Raw genomic sequence first — 21,099 nt, 5'->3', positions numbered from 1 at the left:
AAAGGAAAAGACAAAGGACGACCTTGGGTTTTTGACGAGGCAATCATCGTACAAAAGGACGGATCGATTGTAAAAAAAACGAGAGGTTAAACCCCCCCCGAGCCGGCGGGGAAACCTCTCTAGATGCATAATACCACATCATGTTTTGATTGTTTCTAGTCAAGACAAGGTGTAAATGAGGCAATTTTATCAATCACGGAGGTAGCAGTGTCTAGGGACGATTTCGACGTCATCGCGTTCAAGGTTCTCTCATGCCTGTACGGCTGCATCAAGTCGGGTTTTGGGGCAGTGTCGTTTTGACTGGTAATCCAACGTGCCGTAAGACGCGGCATGTATGCCGCCGGTTTTGGGGCAGTGTCGTTTTGACTGGTAATCCAACAAAGGGCAGTGACGTCGTGATCGTGAACGGCAGGGGCGAGTTCGTGACCGTGATGAAGGGCGGTGCCGAAAATAAACGCTACAGGAACGCCATCGGGCATCAGGGGGATTAGGACCATCGACTCGACGATGGACGACCGCTTTCTGTGCTACTTCTCAATCGTCCAAGAGGCAGCATCCGAACTCGGCCGCGTGTTCTTCCTGTACTCAGGAGAAGGGCACGACCTCATCACGGAGGAGATCGATTGCGAGAACCTCTCCGGTTGGCTCGTGAAACAAGATGACATCGAGGAGTTCGAGTCCCTATGGGCCGAGATGGATTGGGGCTCCATCCCCGACAGGTTCGCTCTCGACATGGTCGTGGCGGAGTGGAGCGGCACCGGACCTGATGACATCATGGTGTCCTTCGACTTCTACAACGAGTGGATGCGCGATGAGTTCGAGGCGACCGGGATTCTGCCTGCATTTTAGCTTGGCTGTGTTTCACTGAAACCAGGGACGACGCCTGTTTTGGGGCAGTGTCGTTTTGACTGGTAATCCAACGCGAACTCGGCTACCGACGCGGAGCACACCGTTTTGGGGCAGTGTCGTTTTGACTGGTAATCCAACAGAGCACCTTGAACGCGATGACGTCGAAGTCGTCCCTAGACATGTTGTTCCAATCATTCGAGGTGCTATAATCAAATAAAGATGAGGCACGACCCGACTTGCTATACGGGAAACGGCCTCATTTCTTTAAGGTCGCGATTTCGTTTTCAGATCCAACAACCACCACAGTCTCTCCATCGTTTTGGGGCAGTGTCGTTTTGACTGGTAATCCAACATGGAAAGGGCCGCTGCGGTCGCGGCGGCACGATATGAAAAGGGCCCCGTGCGGGGCCGTATTTCCGATTTATGATGTGGTAATATGTTTCTAGAGGGGTTTCCCCGCCGATTCGGGGGGGTTTAACCCCTCTTCTTTTTTACGATCGATCCGTCTTTTAGCACGATGATGGCCTCGTCGAAAACCCAAGGTCGTCTCTTGTCTCTTCCCTTGCTCACCGTGTGTTCTCGGTCGAGCTTCTGCTGAACCTCTGAAAGCAGCCTTTGTTCGGTCGTTTTGGGGCAGTGTCGTTTTGACTGGTAATCCAACTGAAAGAAAAGACCTCTAAGACGAGTCGGCAAGCACTTCAAGAGGTCAAGGTAGGGATGCAGGGGTCGATGCGACCGGCCCGCTCCACGTCCACATTATCAGATTGGAGCATGGCCATGAGGATATTCGTAGCGGCCTTTATCGGTGCTTTCATCGCGAACCGCGCGTACAACGCGGTCAGGAAGAGGTGGCCATGGTCTCAGAGGCGCAGAAGAGGGCGTCAGCGAAGTACTAGAGGGAGAGCACCACGCGCAAGGCGCTGACGTTCTACAAATCGGAAGCGGACATACTCGAGTGGCTCGAGGCGCAGGAGAACCAGGCCGGTTACATAAAGCGCCTCATCCGCGGGGACATGAAGCGCCAGAGGGGCGCGTGATGGCGCCGTTGCAGGTGTGCCACGCGTGTTCCGCGGTAGGGGTTGCGCACCGTTCGCCCTCGGCACGTATCTGCGCAGCTACACGGTGGAAAACGAAGGTCCATCGAGGGACGTTTTGCAGAGAACGCCTAATTCTCTGAACATCAGGCAAAAAGAGGTCGAGATGGGGTATCATCTTGTACAAGATATTGGACAATTCAAAGGGGTGAGGCCCATGGAGGCAGTCGCTTACAGCACGTTCCGAGCGAACCTGCGCAGTTATATCGACAAGGTGAGGGACGATGCCGAGCCCATCCTGGTGACCAGCAGAGATCCGGACTCGAACGTGATTGTCTTGAACGTCCGCGAGTACGAGAACATGCGGGAGAACCTATACATCCGCTCAAACGAGTACCTGTACGAGAAGCTCAAGCGCGGTATGGAGCAGGCGCGTGCTGGTAAGTTCACGGTCCACGAGATCATCGAGGATGACGATGATTAAGTCTTGGACGGACGCGGCATGGGCCGACTATATCTGGTGGCAATCCCAGGATAGGAAGACGCTCAAGAGGATCAACCAGCTCGTCAAGGACATTGATCGCGAGCCGTTCGACGGGATCGGCAAACCGGAGCCTCTGAAGGACGACCTGTCGGGCCTCTGGTCGAGGAGGATAGACGCCGCCAACCGCATTGTCTATTCCGTGTCCGGCGAGGTGGTGACATTCTACTCCGTCAAGGACCACTACAGCGACAAATAGCCAATCTTGCTGGTAAAACGAAAAGGTCCCGACGGTGAGTTTGAACTGCCTCCCATTTCTTGGATACGAGAAATGGGAGGCAGTTCGTTCTGCAGGGGTCCTTTTATTCCGTTTCTACGTCCAATTGGCGCTGCGTCGCAAACGCGATTTGTGCCGACTTCTCTGTTAACTCCTGCCGCTGTTTGAAAAGACGCATCGGGCAGGGTTTATCATGGTTGCGCTTACGAGACGGAAAGACGTTGCTGCGCTTGGCGGCGACGGGCGGGAATACCGATACGGGAGGCAACTCAATGGCTAGAACGTTATATCTGGTGCGTCACGGCGAAACGATGTTCAACGTGCGCAGGATCATGCAGGGTTGGACGGATTCTCCGCTTACCGAATTGGGAGTTGAGCAGGCGGAACGTGTTGGCCGCTACTTCAAGCACGAGGGCCTTACGTTCGATCATGCCTACGCTTCAACGCTCGCACGCACGCACCAGACCATCGAGGCGATCACGGATATGCCGTTCTCGCGCGAGCCTGGCCTGCGAGAGATGTACTTTGGCGAGTATGAGGCGGAGCGTTTTGCATTGCTGCCACCTCGTCCCTGGAACGATTTCTTCGTCAAGTTTGGCGGCGAGAGCGAAGATGAGCTGCGAAATCGCGTGTGTTCAACGCTCACGAACATCATGGAACGGCCCGGGCATGAGCAGGTGCTCGCAGTGAGCCATGGGTCGGCATGCCGCGCGTTCCTATTTGCTTGGGCAGAGAATACCGATTTTGGTCCCCGAGATATTCCGGGCAACTGCTCTGTGATGCGCTATTCCTACGAAAACGGCGTTTTCAAGCTCACGCAGGTAGTTGAGCAGGAAGAAATGCGCGAGGTGCTGGGGGAGTAGCTCCGAGCTTTCGAGCGTGCAAATGCAAAGGCTGGTTCCGTGCGGGACCGGCCTTTTTGCTGCATGGGGTATCATTGCCGTAAAGAGGGCACTTCATCAGGAGGTTTACCATGGACAACCAGCGCATTCGCATCTTTGACCTGCATTGCGACACGCTCGATCGTCTTGCTCTGCACACTGCCTTCCCCGACGTTGAGTTCGAGGATTTCGTGATGGGCACACCCAAAGATCGCCTGTTGTCGCTCGCGGATAACGACGCGCACATCTCGCTCGATCGCATGCAGGCGCAAGATTACGCCTGGTGCCAGTGCTTTGCGGCATTCATTCCCGACGAGCTCAATTCCGACCAGGCGTGGGCTGTGTTCCAGGCGGTTCGTTCGTATCTTCAGGGGCAGATCGCTGAGCATGCCGACCGCATCGAGCAGGTGCTTGACGCGCGCAATATTCGCTCCATTGTTGAGACGGGGCACTGCGCGGCGATGTTTACGGTCGAAGGCGGCTCGTTTATCGAGGGCACGGTCGAGCGCGTGCACGAAATTGCGGACGCGGGCGTCAAGATGCTCACGCTCGCATGGAACGGGCCGAACGCCATCGCCTCGGGACACGATACAACGGAGGGTTTGACCCCGTTTGGTCGCGAGGTCATCGCCGCGCTTGAAGAGCGTCATGTGGTAATCGACGTGTCTCATCTCAATGACCGGGGTTTCTGGGATGTGCTCGAGGCGTCGGAGCGGCCCTTTGCCGCGTCTCACTCAAACTCGCGCGCCATTTGCGGCCACCTGCGAAATTTGACCGACGACCAGTTCCGTGCTTTGGCCGAGCGTGGAGGCATCGTGGGCCTTAACTTCTGCGAGGACTTCATTACCGAGGATTTGCCCGCAACTCAGGATGATTTCCTGCGTCACGTTGATCACCTGCTCCAGCTGGGCGGCGAGCACGTTTTGGCGCTCGGTAGCGACTACGACGGTTGCGAAGTTCCCACATGGCTTGACCCTGCAGAGAAGATCGGCACGCTGCATGGGCTGCTTGCGGGCGAGTTTGGCGAGGACATCGCCGACCGCATCTGCTTCGAAAACGCCTGCGAGTTCTTCGAGCGCAACGAGACGTTATAGAAGAGAACCGTGGCTTTGTGCTGCGGTCTCATGCCATGCATTCCCGATTATGACTGGAAGAAAAACAGCCAGATAAAAAAGATTAGATAGGGGACGCTGATTGCGTAAAGCACGATCGGAATCGCGATTTTCCAGCCGAGGGTCTTTCCCTCGGCTTTTCGCTGTTCGGACCTGCGGGCAAAAAACACGGTGACCACGATGGCGGCAATTAGCGCTACTAACGCGAGGCCCGCCAGCCCAATCAAGGCGAAGAAGACGCCCACCGATGCCGCCATCAGAGGGGCAAGTATCACAAAGACGCTGCAGCCGCCGGGGCTATATAAGCGATTGTGAAATGTGGAATGCCTTTGCGAAGAATCGCCCATGCCCACCTCGAATAACGTATGCGCCGTGGCCTAGGCGAAGTCCGCGGCGATGCGGTGAATGAACAGCCCGCTACGGAGCTTGGGCTCAAACCATGTCGACTTGGGTGGCATGAGAAGCCCGGCGTCCGCCACGTCGAGCAGCTGGTCGATGCCCGTGGCGTTGAGAGTGAAGGCAACGCCGTCAGCGCCGGCGCGCTGTTCGAGCTCGTCGGTGCCGCGGATGCCGCCCACAAAGGTGATGCGCGCGTCGGTGCGCGGGTTCTCGATGCCGAGGATGGGGGCGAGCACGCGATCCTGCAGAATAGAGACGTCGAGCGCGGAGACGGGGTCTGTTGCGTCCTCTGCACTCGACGCATTCGTTTCACTCATCTTGAGCTCATACCACGAGCCGTCCATAAACATGCCAAAGGTGCCATGTTCGCGCGGTTTTACTGCGCCGTCTGCTTTGCGCAAGGCAAAGCCCGCAGCCTCAAGCTCGGCGCAAAGCTCTTCTGCGGTTTTTCCGCAGCGGTCGGCGACAACACGGTTGTACGGCAGAATTGTGAGCTGGCTTGCAGGGAACAGCACGGAGAGGAAGTAGTTGAACGGTTCCTTGCCTGTGTAGGTGCCGGCAGCCTGCGCCTGCTCGCGCATGCGCTGCGCCACTTTGACCGCGCTCGCGGTGCGATGATGGCCGTCGGCAATGTAGGCGCAGGGAATCTGCTCGAACATGGCGCGAATGGCCCCCACGGCATCGGGGCGGGCGACCTCCCACACGGTTTGGCGCACACCTTCGTCATCGGAGAAGGCATAGAGCGGCGTCGAGGTCTTGGCGGCGCCGATGATCATATCGAGCACGGGCTGGTCGCGATAGGCGAGGAAGATTGGGCCCGTCTGGCATCCGAGCGCACGGATGTGCTCGATGCGGTCGCGCTCCTTCTCTTCACGCGTGAGCTCGTGGCGCTTAATCACGCCGCTCTCGTACTCTTCGACAGCGCATACGGCGACGATGCCCGTCTGCACGCGGCCTTTCCATTCCAGCTCGTAGATGTAGTAGGAGAGGTTCCCGTCGGCCACATACGTGCCATCGTCGATGCGCTCATGCAACAGCTTCGCCCCGCGCTGGTACACCTCGGGCGCATACATGTCCTGCGCGGTCCCGAACTGCGTCTCAGGGCGATCGATGTTCAAAAACGAAAGCGGACGCTCCTTTACGTACTCAGCCGCTTCAGCGCGATCGAGCACGTCGTACGGAAGGGCGGAGACATCTGCCGCATGCTCGGGAACAGGTCGAATGCAGGGGAAGGGGAGCGCTTTCACGAAGATCCTCTCGTACGAGACGTTTGAGACGCACGGATGTTTGGGACACATGGCGGCCGCATTTCCGTGCCATGCGACCGCCATGGCATCGACGGGGATTATTTGATCACGCGAACGCGATACATGGAAGGAATCTGCTTGAGCGCCTCGATGGTGCTTTCATCCAGATGTTCGTCGGTGTCGAACATAGTGTAGGCGTTTTCGCCGGCGCTTTCGTTGACCATGCGCTGGACGTTGGCGTTGTCGTCGGCGAGGATGCGCGTGATCTGACCGATCATGTTGGGCACGTTGGCGTGCAGGCAGGCGATGCGGCTTGCGGCGCGCGCCTTGCCCATGGAGCAAGCGGGGTAGTTCACGGAGTGGGCGATGTTGCCGTTTTCCATGTAGTCCTTGAGCTCGGAGATCGCCATGTCAGCGCAGTTTGCCTCAGCCTCGTTGGTGCCGGCGCCGGAGTGTGTGGTGACGAAGGTGTTCGGCATGTTGACGGTGCCAGGGGTGGCGAAGTCGCAGGCAAACCAGGAAAGTTTACCCGCGCGCAGGGCGGCGTCCACGGCGGGTTCGTCGACGATGGTCTCGCGTGCGAAGTTGATAAGAACCGCGTCCGGTGCGAGTAGGTTGAGCTGCTCTTCGGAGATCATGTGGATGGTGTCCGCCTTGCTCGGGACGTGCAGTGTGAGGTAATCGCAGCCGCGGCAGAGGTCCTCGAGCGTGCCCACGCGCTGGACCTCGCGGTTAAGGGCCCATGCGTGTTCGACAGAGATGAACGGGTCGTAGCCGAAGACGTCCATGCCCAGCTCCACGCAGGCGTTTGCCACCTTGGATCCCACGTTGCCCAAGCCGACCACGCCCACGCGCTTGCCACGCAGCTCACGGCCCACAAACGCCTTCTTCGCCTTCTCGGCGTGGACGTAGATGTCGGGGTCTTCGGCGTTTTCGCGCACCCACTTCATGGACTGCATGATGCCGCGGCTCGACATGATCATCATGGCGAGGACCATTTCTTTCACCGCGTTGGAGTTGGCACCTGGGGAATTGAACACCACGACGCCCTGACGCGCGTATTCCTCAATGGGGATGTTGTTGACGCCTGCGCCGCAGCGGGCGATGGCGCGGATGCCTTCGGGTAAGGTGAAGCCGTGCAGGTCAGTTGAGCGCATCAGGATGGCGTCTGCATCCTCGATGTTCTCTACGAAGTCGTAGCCCTCGCCGAAGTCGACCTGCCCGTCCTTAGTGATATCGTCGATGATCTTGATGTTTCTCATGCCTGGGTCTCCTCAAATTCGCGCATGCAGGCCGCGAGTGCCTTCACGGCCTCCATGCTTACGGCGTTGTAGATGCTGGCGCGCATGCCTCCGACGACGCGGTGCCCCTTGACTCCCTCGATTCCGCGCTCGCGGGCAAACGCGACAAAGCGGGCGTCAAGTTCGGGGTCGTTTGTGCGGAAGGTCACGTTGGCAATGGAGCGGCTGGCGCATTGGGCCGTGCCGTGGAAGAGCGAGCTGTTGCCGAGCAGTTCGTAGAGTAGCTCCGCCTTGGCGCAGTTGCGCTTTTCGATGACCGCGAGACCGCCTTGCTCTTCGATCCAGGAGAACACCTTGCCGCACAGGTAGATGCCGAAGGTGTTGGGGGTGTTGTACATCGAGCCCTTGCTCGCCTGGAGCTTGTAGCCCATATATGTGGGGCAGATGTCGGCCAGCGCGGGTCCGTTTTCGATGAGGTCTTCGCGTACGATGACCACGGTGACTCCCGCCGGGCCGGCGTTTTTCTGCGCGCCAGCATAGATGAGGCCGTAGCGCTCGATATCGAGCGGCATAGAGAGAAAGCAGCTCGAGACATCTGCGACGAGTGGCGTATCTCCACAGGTTGGCAGCTCGTGGAACATGGTGCCGAAGATGGTGTTGTTCTGGCAGATGTGCACGTAGTCGAGTTCGCCCGAAGCCGCGCGTTCCGCAACGGGGTTCAAGTCGGGGATGCGGTCAAAGTGCGTGTCTTCGCTCGTGGCAAGGACCTCCGCTGTTCCGTATTTTTGCGCCTCACGCTGCGCTAGGCCGGAAAACTGGCCGCTTACAACGTAGCCCGCGCGTTTCGTGCGCATGAGGTTGAGCGGGATTCCAGCGAACTGCAACGTCGCTCCGCCCTGTAAGAACAGCACGCGATACGTGTCTGGGATATTGAGCAGACGGCGCAGTGTTGCCTCGGTACTGTCGATGACCTGCTGGTATGTTGCAGATCGATGGCTCATTTCCAAGATAGACATGCCGGATCCGGCGTAATCGAGCATCTCCGATTGTGCCTCGCGCAAGACGTTTTCGGGAAGGGCCGCAGGGCCTGCGGAGAAGTTGTATACACGCGTCACAGTCAGCGCACCTCCTCAAGAGTTGAACAGTTCAACACTTTAGCACCATAAAGTGTGTTAAAAGGGCAGGGCGTGGCTTGTGTCTGTTTGTTTACATAGCAGGTTGTTTTGCGGGTGTTACGGCTTTTGGCCGACTCGTTTTCCGCCCCCATTCTCAAGGAAATTGACGACACCAAATTCCTCTGTTGCGGTTGGCCAGCGATTATTTTGCCTGCAAGGAGGGTGGTGTAGTTTTGGATTCGATTGGCATCCGCAGACACCACCCCCCTTGTTATCCGAGACAACTTTTGCCTCTTGAGCTTGAGTTTTAGGATCTGTGTAAGCCAAACGACCAGACCGTGCTCAACTTTTTTGGAAGCACTCCATTGGAGATATTGCGTCATGCTAGTTTTTATACATGGATACCGTGGTGCTGACATATTTCTCTACTCTTCGAGCGATTCGCTGGACGCGTCGCGTGTATGGACATTTGAATTGGGAACACGTCGGTAGGATTGAACAGCGAAAGGCACTTGCTGCGTGTGTGCCGAGCTTCGATGCCGTCGATCTTGACCGGTTGGCACGTTTGGGTTTTTGGAATGAGGGGGATTGCGACGATCTTCACGTCTTAATTTCAAATGCTTCTGCTCGGAGACAGAGGAGGTTGTTGAAATGCCACCTGGTGTCAAGACGCCTGCCCGATCATGCCATCATGAAGGTTGATGAGGGCGTATACAGTGCTTCACCTGCATATGCTGCCCTTCAGTATTCCTATCATCACGAGCTTGCCGACGTGTTCATGTTGCTTATGGAACTGCTTGGCTCCTATTGCCTTGCAGAAGAATTAACGTTTGGTATTGTTCAAGATGAAGGGCAAACTTCATCGGGAAACAAAAGCGATGCTGCGTCGGCGTGTTATCACGTTGAGCCTGCTGTGACATTACGTGAGCTGCAAGAAATGGCGAAATCGATTAAGAGCAGCGCATGCCGCACGTTTAAAACTGCCGTTTCGTTGGCTGCAGCGGATTCCGCATCACCGATGGAATCGGTAATGTTCGGCATGTTGGGTGCTCCGATGCGTTATGGAGGATTTGGCTGTTCGGGGTTGCCCAAGGGCGGAATGTTGCTCAATCACCTCATTCGATTTGATGAGAGGTCTCGGGCGATGGCTTCTGGCATGCCCTACGCCATCATGGATGCCTATGTTCCTGCTGCTAAAACCGATATCGAATATAACGGCGCGGGCCACGAGTGTGAAAATGCACGGTTGCATGATGGTCAACGAAATAATGGAATCAGAGGCATGGGTATCAAGGTGGTCGTGATTAACCGCGACCAAATGAAGCAAGTTGCAGCACTGGAGGCAATCGCACGCAGTCTGTACCGGGACGCCGGAGTGCGATTTCGTTGCGGGACCTCGGGATATCGCGTGAAACAGATTGCTTGGCTTAATGATTTGCGAAAAGCAATCGAGCTTAATCCAATTTAAGGATTGAGGATGTCGACAACGGATTGAGAGATTTGAGCACGAACGATGGCTCGAATCCAACAGGGGAGCGAGCTTGTACCAGGGCGATCTGCGTTCCTCCGAATGAACAGGACGAATTCGGGTGTGTAGCTTTTCGTGTATTTGCGAGTGATTTTGAGCTTCCGAATGAGGAACGCGGTTCCAAAGAACGGCTTGCCATCCTTGAGCGAGATGTTTTTCTTTTAAATTGGCACTCGAGTGGCAATTTTTGCCAGATTGTAGGGTTGGCCCGGGTCGCTGTGGTGGGCATTGGAGGTAATGGGACGATTCTGCTTCTTTCTCAGTCAAGAAAAGTGCAGGTAGACGCGTTGTGAGTTATTGTGACGTTGTCGCATGGTGTTGTTTGGTTCGCTTGGATGTTTTGGAAGCTCAGCCGAGACCTTACAATCTGGCATTTTTTGCCAAAAGTACCGCCCTCAGAGTGAAAAAAGGGATGCTCGGACGTCCCGGGCTTACTCCCGAATAGAAAACGTGGGAATAAATTGAACGGAAGAAGCACGAAGTCGTTTATTTTAGACGAACGGAACACGGACCAGCACGTTGCGATTCGTGCTAGCAATATGTCTTGCGTTGCTTTGCGAAGCAGGCCTGACGGCGTTAATGCAGCACCAACTTATGCGTGGAAGGGGCTGCGGTTCTTTTGGGAGAGGCTCTGCCGGATGTGGTAGTACTCAACACCGAGCAGCACGAGCAGCAATGCAATGGAAAGCAGATAGCCCAAGACTGCGCCCATGAGGCCGAAGATCAGGATGAGAACCGTGGGTACCACCAGCGCGAATGCAAACGTGATGAGATAGGGCCGCATGGCGGAATCTTGGTGGCGCAGCACAGTAACGATGGCATACAGAAAGTCGATTGCCGCGCTGATGCCGCCCGCGATAACCATAAGATATGCGAGCGTGCGGAATTGTTCGAAATCAACGCCGTACATGAAGCTCATGAGGGGAATGCCGAGCCATGCCATAAAAACAAACGTGCCGAATGTGAGAATGACGATGACGCCGATCATGGCAAGCACGATGAGGTCGAAACGCTTGCGGCGCTTGGGGTTTGCCCAAATGTTTGCCAGGCGCAGCAGTTGGGGTTTATACATGAAGCCCGCGGCGAGAAGGATACCCTGCGCGGGAAAGAACAACGCATTGAAGTACAGCTGGTTGTCGTAGGAGAGCAGGCCCTCCATGGCGAATTTGGGCACATTCTCGATGAGGTTAAACAGGAACAAGGCGGAGAAAAGCGGGAAGCAGTGGCGGAACAAACCGCTGATTTCGTTGACGTTCCACGGTCCGGATGCCTCTGTTTCCAATAGGGCGAGCGGAATGGTGATTATGGCAAGCGACGCGACGGCGGCGATCGCCATACCTACCGCTGCAACGCTTGTCGAACGCGCCACAAAAAGGAGAACGGAAAAAACGACCAAAGCAGCGAGGGAGCGCAGCGCCTGGCTGATGCCCGCGAGGTAGAGTTTGTCGGCTTGCTGCAAACGGCCCTCGTACACGTCGGCGAGGCCGTCGGTGATCTTGTACACGTAGACGCCCATGGACAGCATGAACATGGTGGGCCCATAGTCGCGGATCGTGCAATACAGAATGCCCGCTATCAGCGCAAAGATCGAAGTGATCCAACGGTTGATTTGGTAAGACGAAAAGGAGCTATGTTCCTCGATGTCCGAAACCTGGAAATTGCGTACACCGTAGTTGGACAGGAACATGAGCAGTGTGCCCGCAACAAACGCCATGGAGAACATGCCCGCTTGTTCGGTGCCTGCAAGCTGCGTGGTAACAACGGTGAGCGCCGGGAACACCATGCCCCACACGCCTACGCCGATGGAGTTCCACAGATAGTCGCGTCCTGTCTCGCCACTCTCGTATTCGGCCTCTTGCGCCGAAAGGCCTCCTCCATATACGGAGGAGATGAGCCGCGTCCACCAGGCGTTTGCAAGCTCGGCAAGCGGGCTGGGCTTGCGCGGCGCGCGCGGGCGTTGTGGGTGGCTGCGATGCAGCTCACGTACCTTATGGCGAAGATTGTCGAGGGGATTATGCAACGAGGGCCTTCTTAAAAAAGTAGGGCGCCGTGGTGTTGGCGCCCCGTTCAAACTTATGCGTGCGGACCGGCGTTTTTCACGTTCTCAGGCAGGTGCGCGTACTTCTTCTCGAAGTTCTCCTGGAACATGTGCGCGAGTTTGCGAGCGGTCGCGTCGTAGTCGTCCTTGCTCTCCCAGCACTTCCACGGCACCATCACGTTGTCGGGCACGCCCGCGCAGGTAGTGGGGATATCCAGGTTGAAGACATCGTCGTGGATGAATTCCGCCTGTTCAAGCGAGCCGTCGAGTGCTGCGTTGACGTTGATGCGGTTGTAGATGAGCGGGATGCGGTGGCCAACGCCGTAGGAGCCCTCGACCCAACCGGTGTTCACGAGGTACACGCGGGTCTTACCTGCAGCGATGCGCTCGCCGAGCATGTCTGCGTAAACCATGGGGTCAAGCGGCATGAACGGCTCGCCGAACAGCGAAGAGAAGGTGGGTACCGGCTCCTTGATGCCGACTTCGGTGCCGGCGACCTTGGAGGTGAAGCCGCTCACGAAGTGATACATGGCGGCGTCGGCGGAGAGACGGGCAATCGGGGGCAGCACGCCGAAGGCGTCGCAGGTGAGGAAGATGACCACGGTGGGCTCGCCGCCGCTGCCGTTGACCCAGGCGTTGGGGATGTGCTCGATGGGGTAGCCCACGCGGGTGTTCTCGGTAAGCGAGGTGTCGTCGTAATCGGGTTCGCGCTTGTCATTGAGGATAACGTTTTCGCACAGCGCGCCGAACTTCACCGCGCGGAAAATCTCGGGCTCGCGCTCCTCGGTGAGGCCGTCGCACTTGGCATAGCAGCCGCCCTCGATATTGAAGATACCCTCGTCCATGGCCCAGCCGTGCTCGTCGTCACCGATGAGCAGACGCTTGGGGTCAGCGGAAAGCGTGGTTTTGCCCGTGCCGGACAGGCCGAAGAACACGGCGGTGTCGTGCGTTTCGGGATCCATGGAGGCGGAGCAGTGCATGGGGAGCACGTGGTCCTCGACGGGCAGCAGGTAGTTCATGACGGAGAAGACGGATTTCTTGATCTCACCCGAGTACTCGGTGCCGGCGATCACCACAGTGCGCTCGGTGAAGTTGACGAGCACCGCGGCTTCGGAGTTGAGGCCCTCGATGGAAGAGTCGCACTTGTAACCGGGGGCGGCGAGGATGGTGAAGTCGGGCTCGCCGTAGCTGGCGCGCTCCTCGTCGGTGGGACGAACGAGCAGTTGGGTGATGAAGAGCGCCTGGCTCGCAAGCTCGCAGGTGACCATGAACTTGCGGGCATGATCGCGGTTGGCGCCGGCAAGGCCGCGCACCACGTAGCAGCCGCGCTCGGAAAGGTGGGCGGTGACTCCATCGCGCACCTGCTCGTAGCTCTCCTGCGAGATGGGGACGTTCACGTTGCCCCAAGCGATGGTGTCGTGAATCTCGGGTGTGTCGACCACGAAGCGGTCCTTGGGGCTGCGACCGGTGTATTTGCCAGTTTCGACCACCAGGGCGCCGTTGGCAGCGAGCGTGCCTTCTGCGTGGGCGAGCGCCGCCTCGACGAGCTCTGCCGGGGCCAGGTCTACGTGGACCGCGTCAGCGGAAGCCACGATGCCGTGACGCTCCAGGATTTGAGAAACGGATTCGACTGCCATATGGGTCCTCCTTGGGATGGCGGGCAATGAAACGGCTTGGCCCTCCTAGCATGGGATGCGCGCGTTTTCGTGTGACACGCGCAGTTGCTATCTTGATAGCGCATTCGATGTATTCTACCACTGTTGCGTAGTGGAGTAGTCGACGGTGTGGTTGTTGCTCGGAGGATAGGATTGACGATGGCGGGCTTGCGGGAATGCTGTTAGTAAAACCCGCAGCGATGTTGCGGGTGCACTTGCGATGGGTTGCGGCCGTGCTGTCGATGACCTGCAATTTTGTTCGCGACGGGTTCACGGCCGCATCGCCGCTTGTCGAAACCCCGCATGAGTTGTCGTCCAAGGGGGTAGAGTAGGGAGCAACGTAACGCAAAACAGGGAGGCCGTTATGGCAAAAACAGAGAACATCGTCTTTATTAACGCGACACTTTTGGACGGCACGGCAGACATGGAGCCGCAAGTGGACCGCGCGATCGTGGTTGAGAATGGTCGCATTGCGGCGATCGTTCCCACCGGGCAGGCACCCGTGGGCCCTGGGTATCGCGTCATCGACCTCGCCGGCGCCTACTTGATGCCAGGCTTGATTAACATGCATGTGCATTTTTGCGGTTCCGGAAAGCCCACGAGCGCGGGCGATGCCGGTGCGCTGATGAAGAAGCTCGACAATCCCCTGGGTCGCGCCATCGTGCGCAAGCTGCTGCGAAAGAGCGCCCAGCAGCAGCTCGCGAGTGGCGTGACAACCGTCCGTGGTGCCGGTGACCCGTTGTTTGCCGACATCGCGGTGCGTGATGGGTTCAACTCCGGCAAGTACGTCGGTCCGCGTCTCATCGCGCCGGGTACGGGCGTGACGGTTCCCAACGGCCATGGCGCGGGGCTGTTTGCCAAAATCGCTGAGACACCCGAGCAAGCCGCCGCACTGGTGCGCGAGATCGCCGCTCACGGAGCCGACGTTATCAAGCTGTTTGTGACCGGCGGCGTGTTCGACGCCACGAAGGTGGGCGAGCCGGGCGTGCTGCGCATGTCGCCCGAGATTGCTTCCGCGGCTTGTGCGGCGGCGCACAAGCTGGGACTTCCCGTTATGGCGCATGTTGAGAGCACCGAGGGCGTGCAGGTGGCGCTGGCTGCGGGCGTGGACACCATCGAGCACGGCGCGCCCATGACCGACGAAATCCTCGCGCTGTACAAGGGCGCTGCCGGCACGCAGTTGCCCGGCCGCAAACCGAGCGTGACGTGTACGATTTCTCCCTCGCTCCCGTTTGTCAAGCTTTCGCCCGAGCAAACGCACTCCACGGAGATTCAGAAGGCTAATGGCGACATCGTGTGCGCGGGCATCATCCAAAGCGCGCGTGAGGCACTCGACAATGGCATCGACGTGGGTTTGGGCACCGATTCGAGCTGTCCGTACGTCACGCAGTACGACATGTGGCGCGAGGTCGCCTACTTTGCCAAGTACGTGGGCGTGAGCAACGCCTTCGCCCTGCATACCGCCACGGCGGTGAATGCTCGTCTGCTTGGCTTGGGCGATGAGACGGGCACCATCGAGGTGGGCAAGAGCGCCGATATGATCGTACTCGAGAAGAACCCGCTCGATGACCTCTCTGCTCTGAGCGACGTCAAGCATGTTATGTGCCGCGGCGCGTACCTCGAGCACCCCAAGGTCAAGCACCTGGCCGAACTCGACCACGATCTCGATTGGATTATGGAGCAGCCGGTCGATTAACGTTGCCCGGTTGACCCGAGGGCGCATTGGACGCGCGGACATATTCCCTGCGGGTGTGGTTCGCTACGCTCACAAAACACCCTCCGGGAAAATGTCCGACGCTTGCCGCTGTGTCCTGTTGTTGTACTGCCTACGGTAAGGCCCGAGGGTCTATTCCCGAAGAGCGTTTTTGTTGAGCGAAGCGGAACCACGCTCGCAGGGAATGCTCCCTCGGGCCTATGCCTTGGGTTGCATGTGCTTCAAATCAAGAAGCTTAGCGCGCGAGCTTGTCGATGATGCGCTCGATTTCGGCGAGCTTGTCTGCCCGCTCTTGTTCGGAGCCAGATTGGAGGGCCTGCCGGACGCAGCCGGAGAGATGCGCTTTGAGCACGTCGGCGTTCACTCGGCCGAGCAGCGATTGCGTTGCCATGAGCTGCGTGGAGACATCGATGCAATAGCGGTCGTCTTCGACCATCTTGATGATGCCGTCGATTTGCCCGCGCGCCGTTTTGAGCAGGCGCAAGACCTTGTCATGATCTGCCATCATGGCGTGCTCCCTTCAGGGAATAGGGTGTCCAAGGTTGCTCGACTACGCCTCGTCGATTGAGAGCGCACGGAATTTCTCGCCTGCCTGCTCGATTGCCTGAGCGAGCTGTTCGGGAGCGACCTCGCTGGAGCATTCGACCTCAACGGTTTGAGCCTCGTGATCAGAGTCGGCATCGGTCACGCCGGGGATGGCGAGCAGCGCGGTTTCGACCTTGGCGTCGCAGTGGCCGCACATAAGACCCTCGGTTTTGATGATGTAATTCATGTCGTCCTCCTTGTGGTCTGCGTTTGAAAACGCACGTTTGTCACGCGCTTTGATGCGCGGGTTTTCCTGTTGATGTACCGGTCCGGTCGTAGTTGCACATGCGTGGGGTGCCGTCGCGCGTCTACCGCGGAAGCGACGGCGCCAAACGTCAGGCTTTCTTCGGCTTGAACCCCTTGAGCCGCAGCGCGTTCGACACCACGCAAACGCTCGAGAGACTCATGGCTGCTGCGCCGAACATGGGCGTGAGTTGCCAACCCAACAGCGGGTATAGGGCGCCTGCGGCCAGCGGGATGAGCAGCGTATTGTAGAACAGCGCCCAGAAGAGGTCCTGTTTGATGTTTCGGATAACGGCGCGCGACAGCTCGATGGCGCGCGGGACATCGAGCGGGTCGCTTTTCATGAGCACGATGTCGGCCCCTTCCTTTGCAATGTCGGTGCCGGTGCCGATGGCGATTCCTGCGTTGGCGCGCGCGAGGGCGGGGGAGTCGTTGATGCCGTCACCCACCATGGCGACGATCCCCCCGTGCTCCTGCAGTTCGCGCACGTGGCGCTCCTTGTCGGCGGGAAGGACGTCGGCGATGACGTCGCTCACGCCCACGCGTGCGGCGATGGCGCGCGCAGTGAGCTTGTTGTCGCCGGTGAGCATGACGGTTTTGACGCCGAGGTTTCCCAGTGCGGCAATGGTTTCCATGCTGGTCGGACGAAGCTCATCTGCCACGGCGATGGTACCCATGAGCTGCCCGTTCTTTGCGAAGAAGAGGGGGGTTTTCCCTTCGCGGGCAAAACGTTCGAGCTCGCTGCGGTCAATCGAGATACCCAGATCGGCCATGAGTGCCGCGTTGCCGGCTGCAATGTGATTGCCACCTTCGCGCGCGGTGACGCCGCGACCCGGAATCGCCTCGAAGTCTTCGACGACGCGTGCCACGATGCCGCGCTCGTCAGCGCATGCCATGATGGCCTCCGCCAGTGGGTGCTCGCTGCTCCTCTCAAGCGCGGCAGCGAGTTTGAGCAGCGCCTTCTCCCGTATGACGGGCTCACCCGTGGTGTCTGTTGCGGGCAGGATGTCGGTCACCATGGGTTTTCCCTGCGTGATGGTGCCCGTTTTGTCGAATACGACGGTATCGACATCGCGCAGGGTTTCGAGTGCCTCAGCGCTCTTGAACAGGATGCCCATCTCGGCGCCCTTACCGGTGCCTACCATGATGGCGACCGGCGTGGCAAGCCCAAGCGCGCATGGGCAGCTGATGACAAGGACGGTTACGGCAAAGGTGAGCGCGCGGCTGACGTCGCCTCCGGTTGCGATCATCCACACGACGAAGACCGCAGCGGCGATAACGAGGACCGCAGGTACAAAGACAGCCGCCACCTTATCGGCCAGACGCGCGATGGGGGCCTTGGTCGCGTTGGCGTCCTCAACCAAACGGATGATTTGGGCAAGGCTCGTGTCGTCGCCCACGCGCGTGGCACGGAAGGTAAACGACCCGGTACGGTTGATGGTCGCAGCGTTGACCGTATCTCCCGGTCCCTTTTCCACCGGTATGGACTCGCCGGTCAACGCACTCTCGTCGATGGACGAGGTGCCCTCGAGTAACACGCCATCCACAGGGATAGCCTCGCCCGGGCGCACACGGATGACATTGCCGAGTTGAACGGCGTCCGCATTGACCGTGCGTTCGGTTCCGTCTTGGGAAACCACGGTTGCGGTTTTGGGCGCAAGGTCGACGAGCGCCTCCAGCGCGCTGCCGGTCTTCACCTTGCTGCGGGTTTCGAGGTATTTACCCACGGTGACCAGGGAAAGGATGGTGCCTGCGCTCTCCAGGTACAGACTGTCCATGGCGATGGCGTGAGCACCCATGATGTCACCTGCGGCAAGTGCGGCGGCGGTGCGATACATGCCGAAGATCGACCACGCGATGCTCGCGGTGGCGCCGACGGCGATGAGCGCGTCCATGGTCGGCGCGCCGTGGAAAAGCGACTTGAAGCCGTTGATGAAGTAACTGTCGTTGACGTAGAGGATGGGCAGCAACAGTAACAGTTCAGTGAGTGCGAGGTTCATGATGTTTTGATGCGCGGTGAAGAAAGCCGGCAGCGGCCATCCCGACATATGACCCATACCCAGGTAGAACAGTGGGATGAGGAATACGATGGAGATGATGAGGCGCTTGCGCATGGCGCGCGCCGTAGCTTCGAGTTTCTTGGTAGGGGATTGCGCGGTAAGGGGGTGTGCGGTGCTAGATGCCGTGCCCGTGCTTGTGCCAGAGGCGCCGCCCGCCGCTGCGGACGTTTGGGCTTGCGCAGTGTAACCTGCACGATCAACGGCATCGCACACGTCGCGGTCGGTGAGCGTATCTTCGTCAAACGTAACGCGCATGCTGCCGGAAAGCAGGTTGACCGAAACGTCCTGCACGCCCTCGAGCTTGCAGACCGCCTTTTCCACATGGGCTTGGCATGCCGCGCAGGTCATGCCTCCCACGTCAAATGTTTCTTGGACCATACAGGTACTCCTTTTGATTGAGTCGTTTGCATGATACACCCATACCCCCTGGGGGTGTTATTAAAACACAAACACGGATACATCACATGGGACGCAGGGGTGGCGGACCTGGTGAAATAGCGGCATTTCGGCGTATCGATTGCAGCATGCCTGGTGTTTGTTGTTCAGATCGGATCCGCGTGCTGGTTGTGACATGCTTGATGCTTTGTTGCCCGAAGCGCCTCTGCGTGCTGCGACCGAGCGCACGAGCGCAACCGCCCCAACACTTCGAGAAGTTCTGATGGTGTTGGGCGAATACCGCGTTCGTGCCCTCAAAGCACCCGTATACTTGCCCGCGGTGGAATCTGCTCCACGCGTTCGAGAGCGGCACCCGACAAATATGGTGCGGGTGCAGGCGCACAAGCCGGAAACGAACGTGCTCCACCGCGCGGACCGGCCCGCGCATGTGTATAGAGACCCTATGCGCGGGTTTCCAAGGTACCGCGACGTTTGACGTCGCCATCTTGCCGCGCGGAAATGGATTATTCCTTCATGCCTTTTTTCAACAAGCTTCATATCAATGGTGACCGCACAGCGAAGAACGATGCGAACGGTGCGCGCGAGCAGGCGCGTGACGTTGCATCTGTGCAGGTAAATGCTGCTGATCAGATGGCTCAGGATGCCGTCGCAGCTCCCTCCTTCGCCGACCTTGGCCTTTCCAAAGGCGTGCTGCGTGCTGTCGAGGATATGGGTTACACCACGCCCACGCCCGTGCAGGCGGCCGCCATTCCCGAGGCCCTCGACGGGCGCGACGTGCTCGCCGCCGCTCAGACGGGCACGGGCAAGACCGCGGCGTTTTTACTTCCCACGATGAACAACCTGCCACATGTTCCGCGCTCCCGCGGTCGCGGCAAGGTCGCGGCGCAGGGCCCGCTTATGCTCGTGGTCACCCCCACGCGCGAGCTCGCCCAGCAAATCGAGGAGGTTTGCCACGCGATTTGCCGCCGCACCGGGCACACGAGCGTGACCGTGGTGGGCGGCGTGAGCTACAACCCGCAGCGCGATAAGCTCAAGCGCGGCTGCGACATCCTCATCGCCACGCCCGGGCGCCTGCAGGACCTCATCAACCAGGGCGCCTGCTCGCTCGATCAGGTGCAGATCTTGGTGCTCGACGAAGCGGACCGCATGCTCGACATGGGCTTTTTGCCCGACGTGCGCCGCATCGTGAGCTATACGCGCGATGACCGTCAAACGCTGCTGTTCTCGGCCACGCTTGACGAGAAGCAGGTTGGTTCCATCACCGACCTGGTGCACGACCCTGCCCGCATCGAGATCGCTCCGGTGACCTCAACCGCCGAGACGGTCGCCCAGTATGTGCTTCCCGTTTCACTCGAGGCGAAAAACGGCCTGCTTGCGCAGGTGCTCAAGCGCGAGGGTGCCAGCCGCGTCATCGTGTTCACCCGCACCAAGCATCGTGCCGACGCATGTAGCCGCCGCCTTGCCCGCGCCGGGTTTACCACGGCTGCCATTCACGGCGATCGCACGCAGGCGCAGCGTGAGCGCGCTCTCAAGGCGTTTCGCGAGGGAGCGTGCGAGGTCCTTGTGGCAACGGATGTGCTTGCGCGCGGCATCGACATCACCGACGTCAGCTACGTGATCAATTTCGATGTACCGGAAGATCCGGTCGATTACATCCATCGCATTGGGCGCACGGGACGCGCCGGTGAAGCGGGTTGGTCGCTCACGTTCGTCACGTCCGACGATGTGGCGGAGTTCTTCGATATCGAGGCCCTGATGGGCAAGACGGTCGACCTGTTTGATGCCGAGGGTCTGGAGCTGGGGGCGCATCCCGTCGAGGTCGACCCCGACCGTGTTCCCGCCAAGGCTCCGGCGGGCAAGAAGGAGAAGCAGCGCCGCCGTAAGGCAGCGAAGCGCGCGAAGGGAAACGATGGTCCTGCGAGCAGGTCGTCAGAGCTTACAAGCAAGCCGTCGCAGCATAAGCGACCTGGTAAAACGCGTGTTCGCGCAAGCGATGAACAGGCGGATGTCGAGCTTTTGACCGCGCGTGAGGTGCGGGTCGAGCGTTCAAAGCCTGCGAAGGGTCAACCCAAAAAGCATGTGTCCAACCGTGCTGAGCGTCGCGTCGCCGAGCGCGCGGAAAAGCAATCTGCGCGCGAGGACAATCGAGCCGATCACCGTGCGGCCGAGCGTGCCGAGCAAGCGGAGCATACGCGCCGCCGTTCCGACCGTCGTGCAAAGCGCGGTCAGGATGTGGCGGTGCCC

The 21,099-nt window shown here is 58.9% G+C and carries 17 protein-coding genes; 8 read left to right on the top strand and 9 right to left on the bottom strand.

The features are described from left to right. Positions 1-507 precede the first annotated feature (507 nt). The 5 genes from C1711_RS02815 to C1711_RS02790 all read left to right on the top strand — a co-directional run bounded on the left by C1711_RS02815 (position 508) and on the right by C1711_RS02790 (position 4,616). Positions 508-849 (top strand): hypothetical protein, encoded by a 342-nt coding sequence (locus C1711_RS02815; protein ID WP_102337697.1) that lies wholly within the window; start codon positions 508-510, stop codon positions 847-849. Between the two features lie 1,251 nt (positions 850-2,100). Continuing rightward, complete coding sequence (locus C1711_RS02805; RefSeq protein ID WP_102337696.1) at positions 2,101-2,367, top strand: type II toxin-antitoxin system Phd/YefM family antitoxin; 267 nt, start codon at positions 2,101-2,103, stop codon at positions 2,365-2,367. After that, a complete protein-coding gene (locus C1711_RS02800) occupies positions 2,360-2,623 on the top strand; it encodes a Txe/YoeB family addiction module toxin (protein ID WP_102337695.1) in 264 nt (87 codons plus the stop codon). Before C1711_RS02805 ends, C1711_RS02800 begins: the two co-directional genes overlap by 8 nt. 290 nt (positions 2,624-2,913) lie before the next feature. Beyond that, the gene (locus C1711_RS02795) at positions 2,914-3,504 is read left to right on the top strand and encodes a histidine phosphatase family protein (RefSeq protein WP_102337694.1); all 591 of its coding nucleotides are present in this window, start codon (positions 2,914-2,916) and stop codon (positions 3,502-3,504) included. 110 nt (positions 3,505-3,614) lie between these two features. Beyond that, entirely contained in the window at positions 3,615-4,616 is a 1,002-nt protein-coding gene (locus tag C1711_RS02790; protein WP_102337693.1) for a dipeptidase, read from the top strand. 47 nt (positions 4,617-4,663) lie between these two features. Here C1711_RS02790 and C1711_RS02785 read toward each other — a convergent pair whose 3' ends face one another. The 4 genes from C1711_RS02785 to serC all read right to left on the bottom strand — a co-directional run bounded on the left by C1711_RS02785 (position 4,664) and on the right by serC (position 8,636). After that, positions 4,664-4,981, bottom strand: a complete 318-nt coding sequence (locus C1711_RS02785) for a hypothetical protein (protein WP_102337692.1) — start codon at positions 4,979-4,981, stop codon at positions 4,664-4,666. A gap of 30 nt (positions 4,982-5,011) precedes the next feature. After that, on the bottom strand, positions 5,012-6,280 hold the full coding sequence (locus C1711_RS02780; protein WP_102338542.1) for a DUF1015 domain-containing protein: 1,269 nt from the start codon (positions 6,278-6,280) through the stop codon (positions 5,012-5,014). Positions 6,281-6,378: 98 nt separating this feature from the next. Next, the gene (locus C1711_RS02775; RefSeq protein ID WP_102337691.1) at positions 6,379-7,542 is read right to left on the bottom strand and encodes a phosphoglycerate dehydrogenase; all 1,164 of its coding nucleotides are present in this window, start codon (positions 7,540-7,542) and stop codon (positions 6,379-6,381) included. Then, a complete protein-coding gene (gene serC, locus C1711_RS02770) occupies positions 7,539-8,636 on the bottom strand; it encodes a 3-phosphoserine/phosphohydroxythreonine transaminase (RefSeq protein WP_102337690.1) in 1,098 nt (365 codons plus the stop codon). The genes C1711_RS02775 and serC overlap by 4 nt, the downstream gene beginning before the upstream one ends. Before the next feature lie 397 nt (positions 8,637-9,033). On the opposite strand from serC, the gene C1711_RS02760 reads away from it, so the two are divergent. Continuing rightward, on the top strand, positions 9,034-10,104 hold the full coding sequence (locus tag C1711_RS02760; RefSeq protein WP_102337688.1) for a hypothetical protein: 1,071 nt from the start codon (positions 9,034-9,036) through the stop codon (positions 10,102-10,104). A gap of 652 nt (positions 10,105-10,756) precedes the next feature. Here the strand turns inward: C1711_RS02760 and C1711_RS02755 are convergent. Together C1711_RS02755 and pckA are read right to left on the bottom strand one after the other, a co-directional pair. Then, positions 10,757-12,184 (bottom strand): lipopolysaccharide biosynthesis protein, encoded by a 1,428-nt coding sequence (locus tag C1711_RS02755; RefSeq protein WP_234346194.1) that lies wholly within the window; start codon positions 12,182-12,184, stop codon positions 10,757-10,759. A gap of 53 nt (positions 12,185-12,237) precedes the next feature. Continuing rightward, positions 12,238-13,839, bottom strand: a complete 1,602-nt coding sequence (pckA, locus tag C1711_RS02750) for a phosphoenolpyruvate carboxykinase (ATP) (RefSeq protein WP_102337687.1) — start codon at positions 13,837-13,839, stop codon at positions 12,238-12,240. 382 nt (positions 13,840-14,221) lie between these two features. Here pckA and C1711_RS02745 point away from each other — a divergent pair, with 382 nt between their 5' ends. Then, entirely contained in the window at positions 14,222-15,553 is a 1,332-nt protein-coding gene (locus tag C1711_RS02745) for an amidohydrolase family protein (RefSeq protein WP_102337686.1), read from the top strand. Between the two features lie 253 nt (positions 15,554-15,806). Here the strand turns inward: C1711_RS02745 and C1711_RS02740 are convergent, their stop codons facing one another. From C1711_RS02740 to C1711_RS02730, 3 genes are all read right to left on the bottom strand, one after another. Continuing rightward, positions 15,807-16,079, bottom strand: a complete 273-nt coding sequence (locus C1711_RS02740; RefSeq protein WP_102337685.1) for a metal-sensing transcriptional repressor — start codon at positions 16,077-16,079, stop codon at positions 15,807-15,809. A gap of 42 nt (positions 16,080-16,121) precedes the next feature. Then, positions 16,122-16,343, bottom strand: coding sequence for a heavy-metal-associated domain-containing protein (locus C1711_RS02735; protein WP_102337684.1), 222 nt, complete (start codon positions 16,341-16,343; stop codon positions 16,122-16,124). Positions 16,344-16,491: 148 nt separating this feature from the next. Next, the gene (locus tag C1711_RS02730; RefSeq protein ID WP_102337683.1) at positions 16,492-18,837 is read right to left on the bottom strand and encodes a heavy metal translocating P-type ATPase; all 2,346 of its coding nucleotides are present in this window, start codon (positions 18,835-18,837) and stop codon (positions 16,492-16,494) included. A gap of 531 nt (positions 18,838-19,368) precedes the next feature. Here C1711_RS02730 and C1711_RS02725 point away from each other — a divergent pair. Continuing rightward, on the top strand, positions 19,369-21,099 hold a 1,731-nt coding region (locus tag C1711_RS02725; protein ID WP_234346193.1), incomplete at its 3' end, for a DEAD/DEAH box helicase.

Origin of the sequence: Collinsella provencensis (genome assembly GCF_900199705.1) — a bacterium.
Lineage (GTDB): Bacteria > Actinomycetota > Coriobacteriia > Coriobacteriales > Coriobacteriaceae > Collinsella > Collinsella provencensis.
Note: the sequence above shows the minus strand (reverse complement) of the source record. Positions and strands in the feature narration are given on the sequence as shown.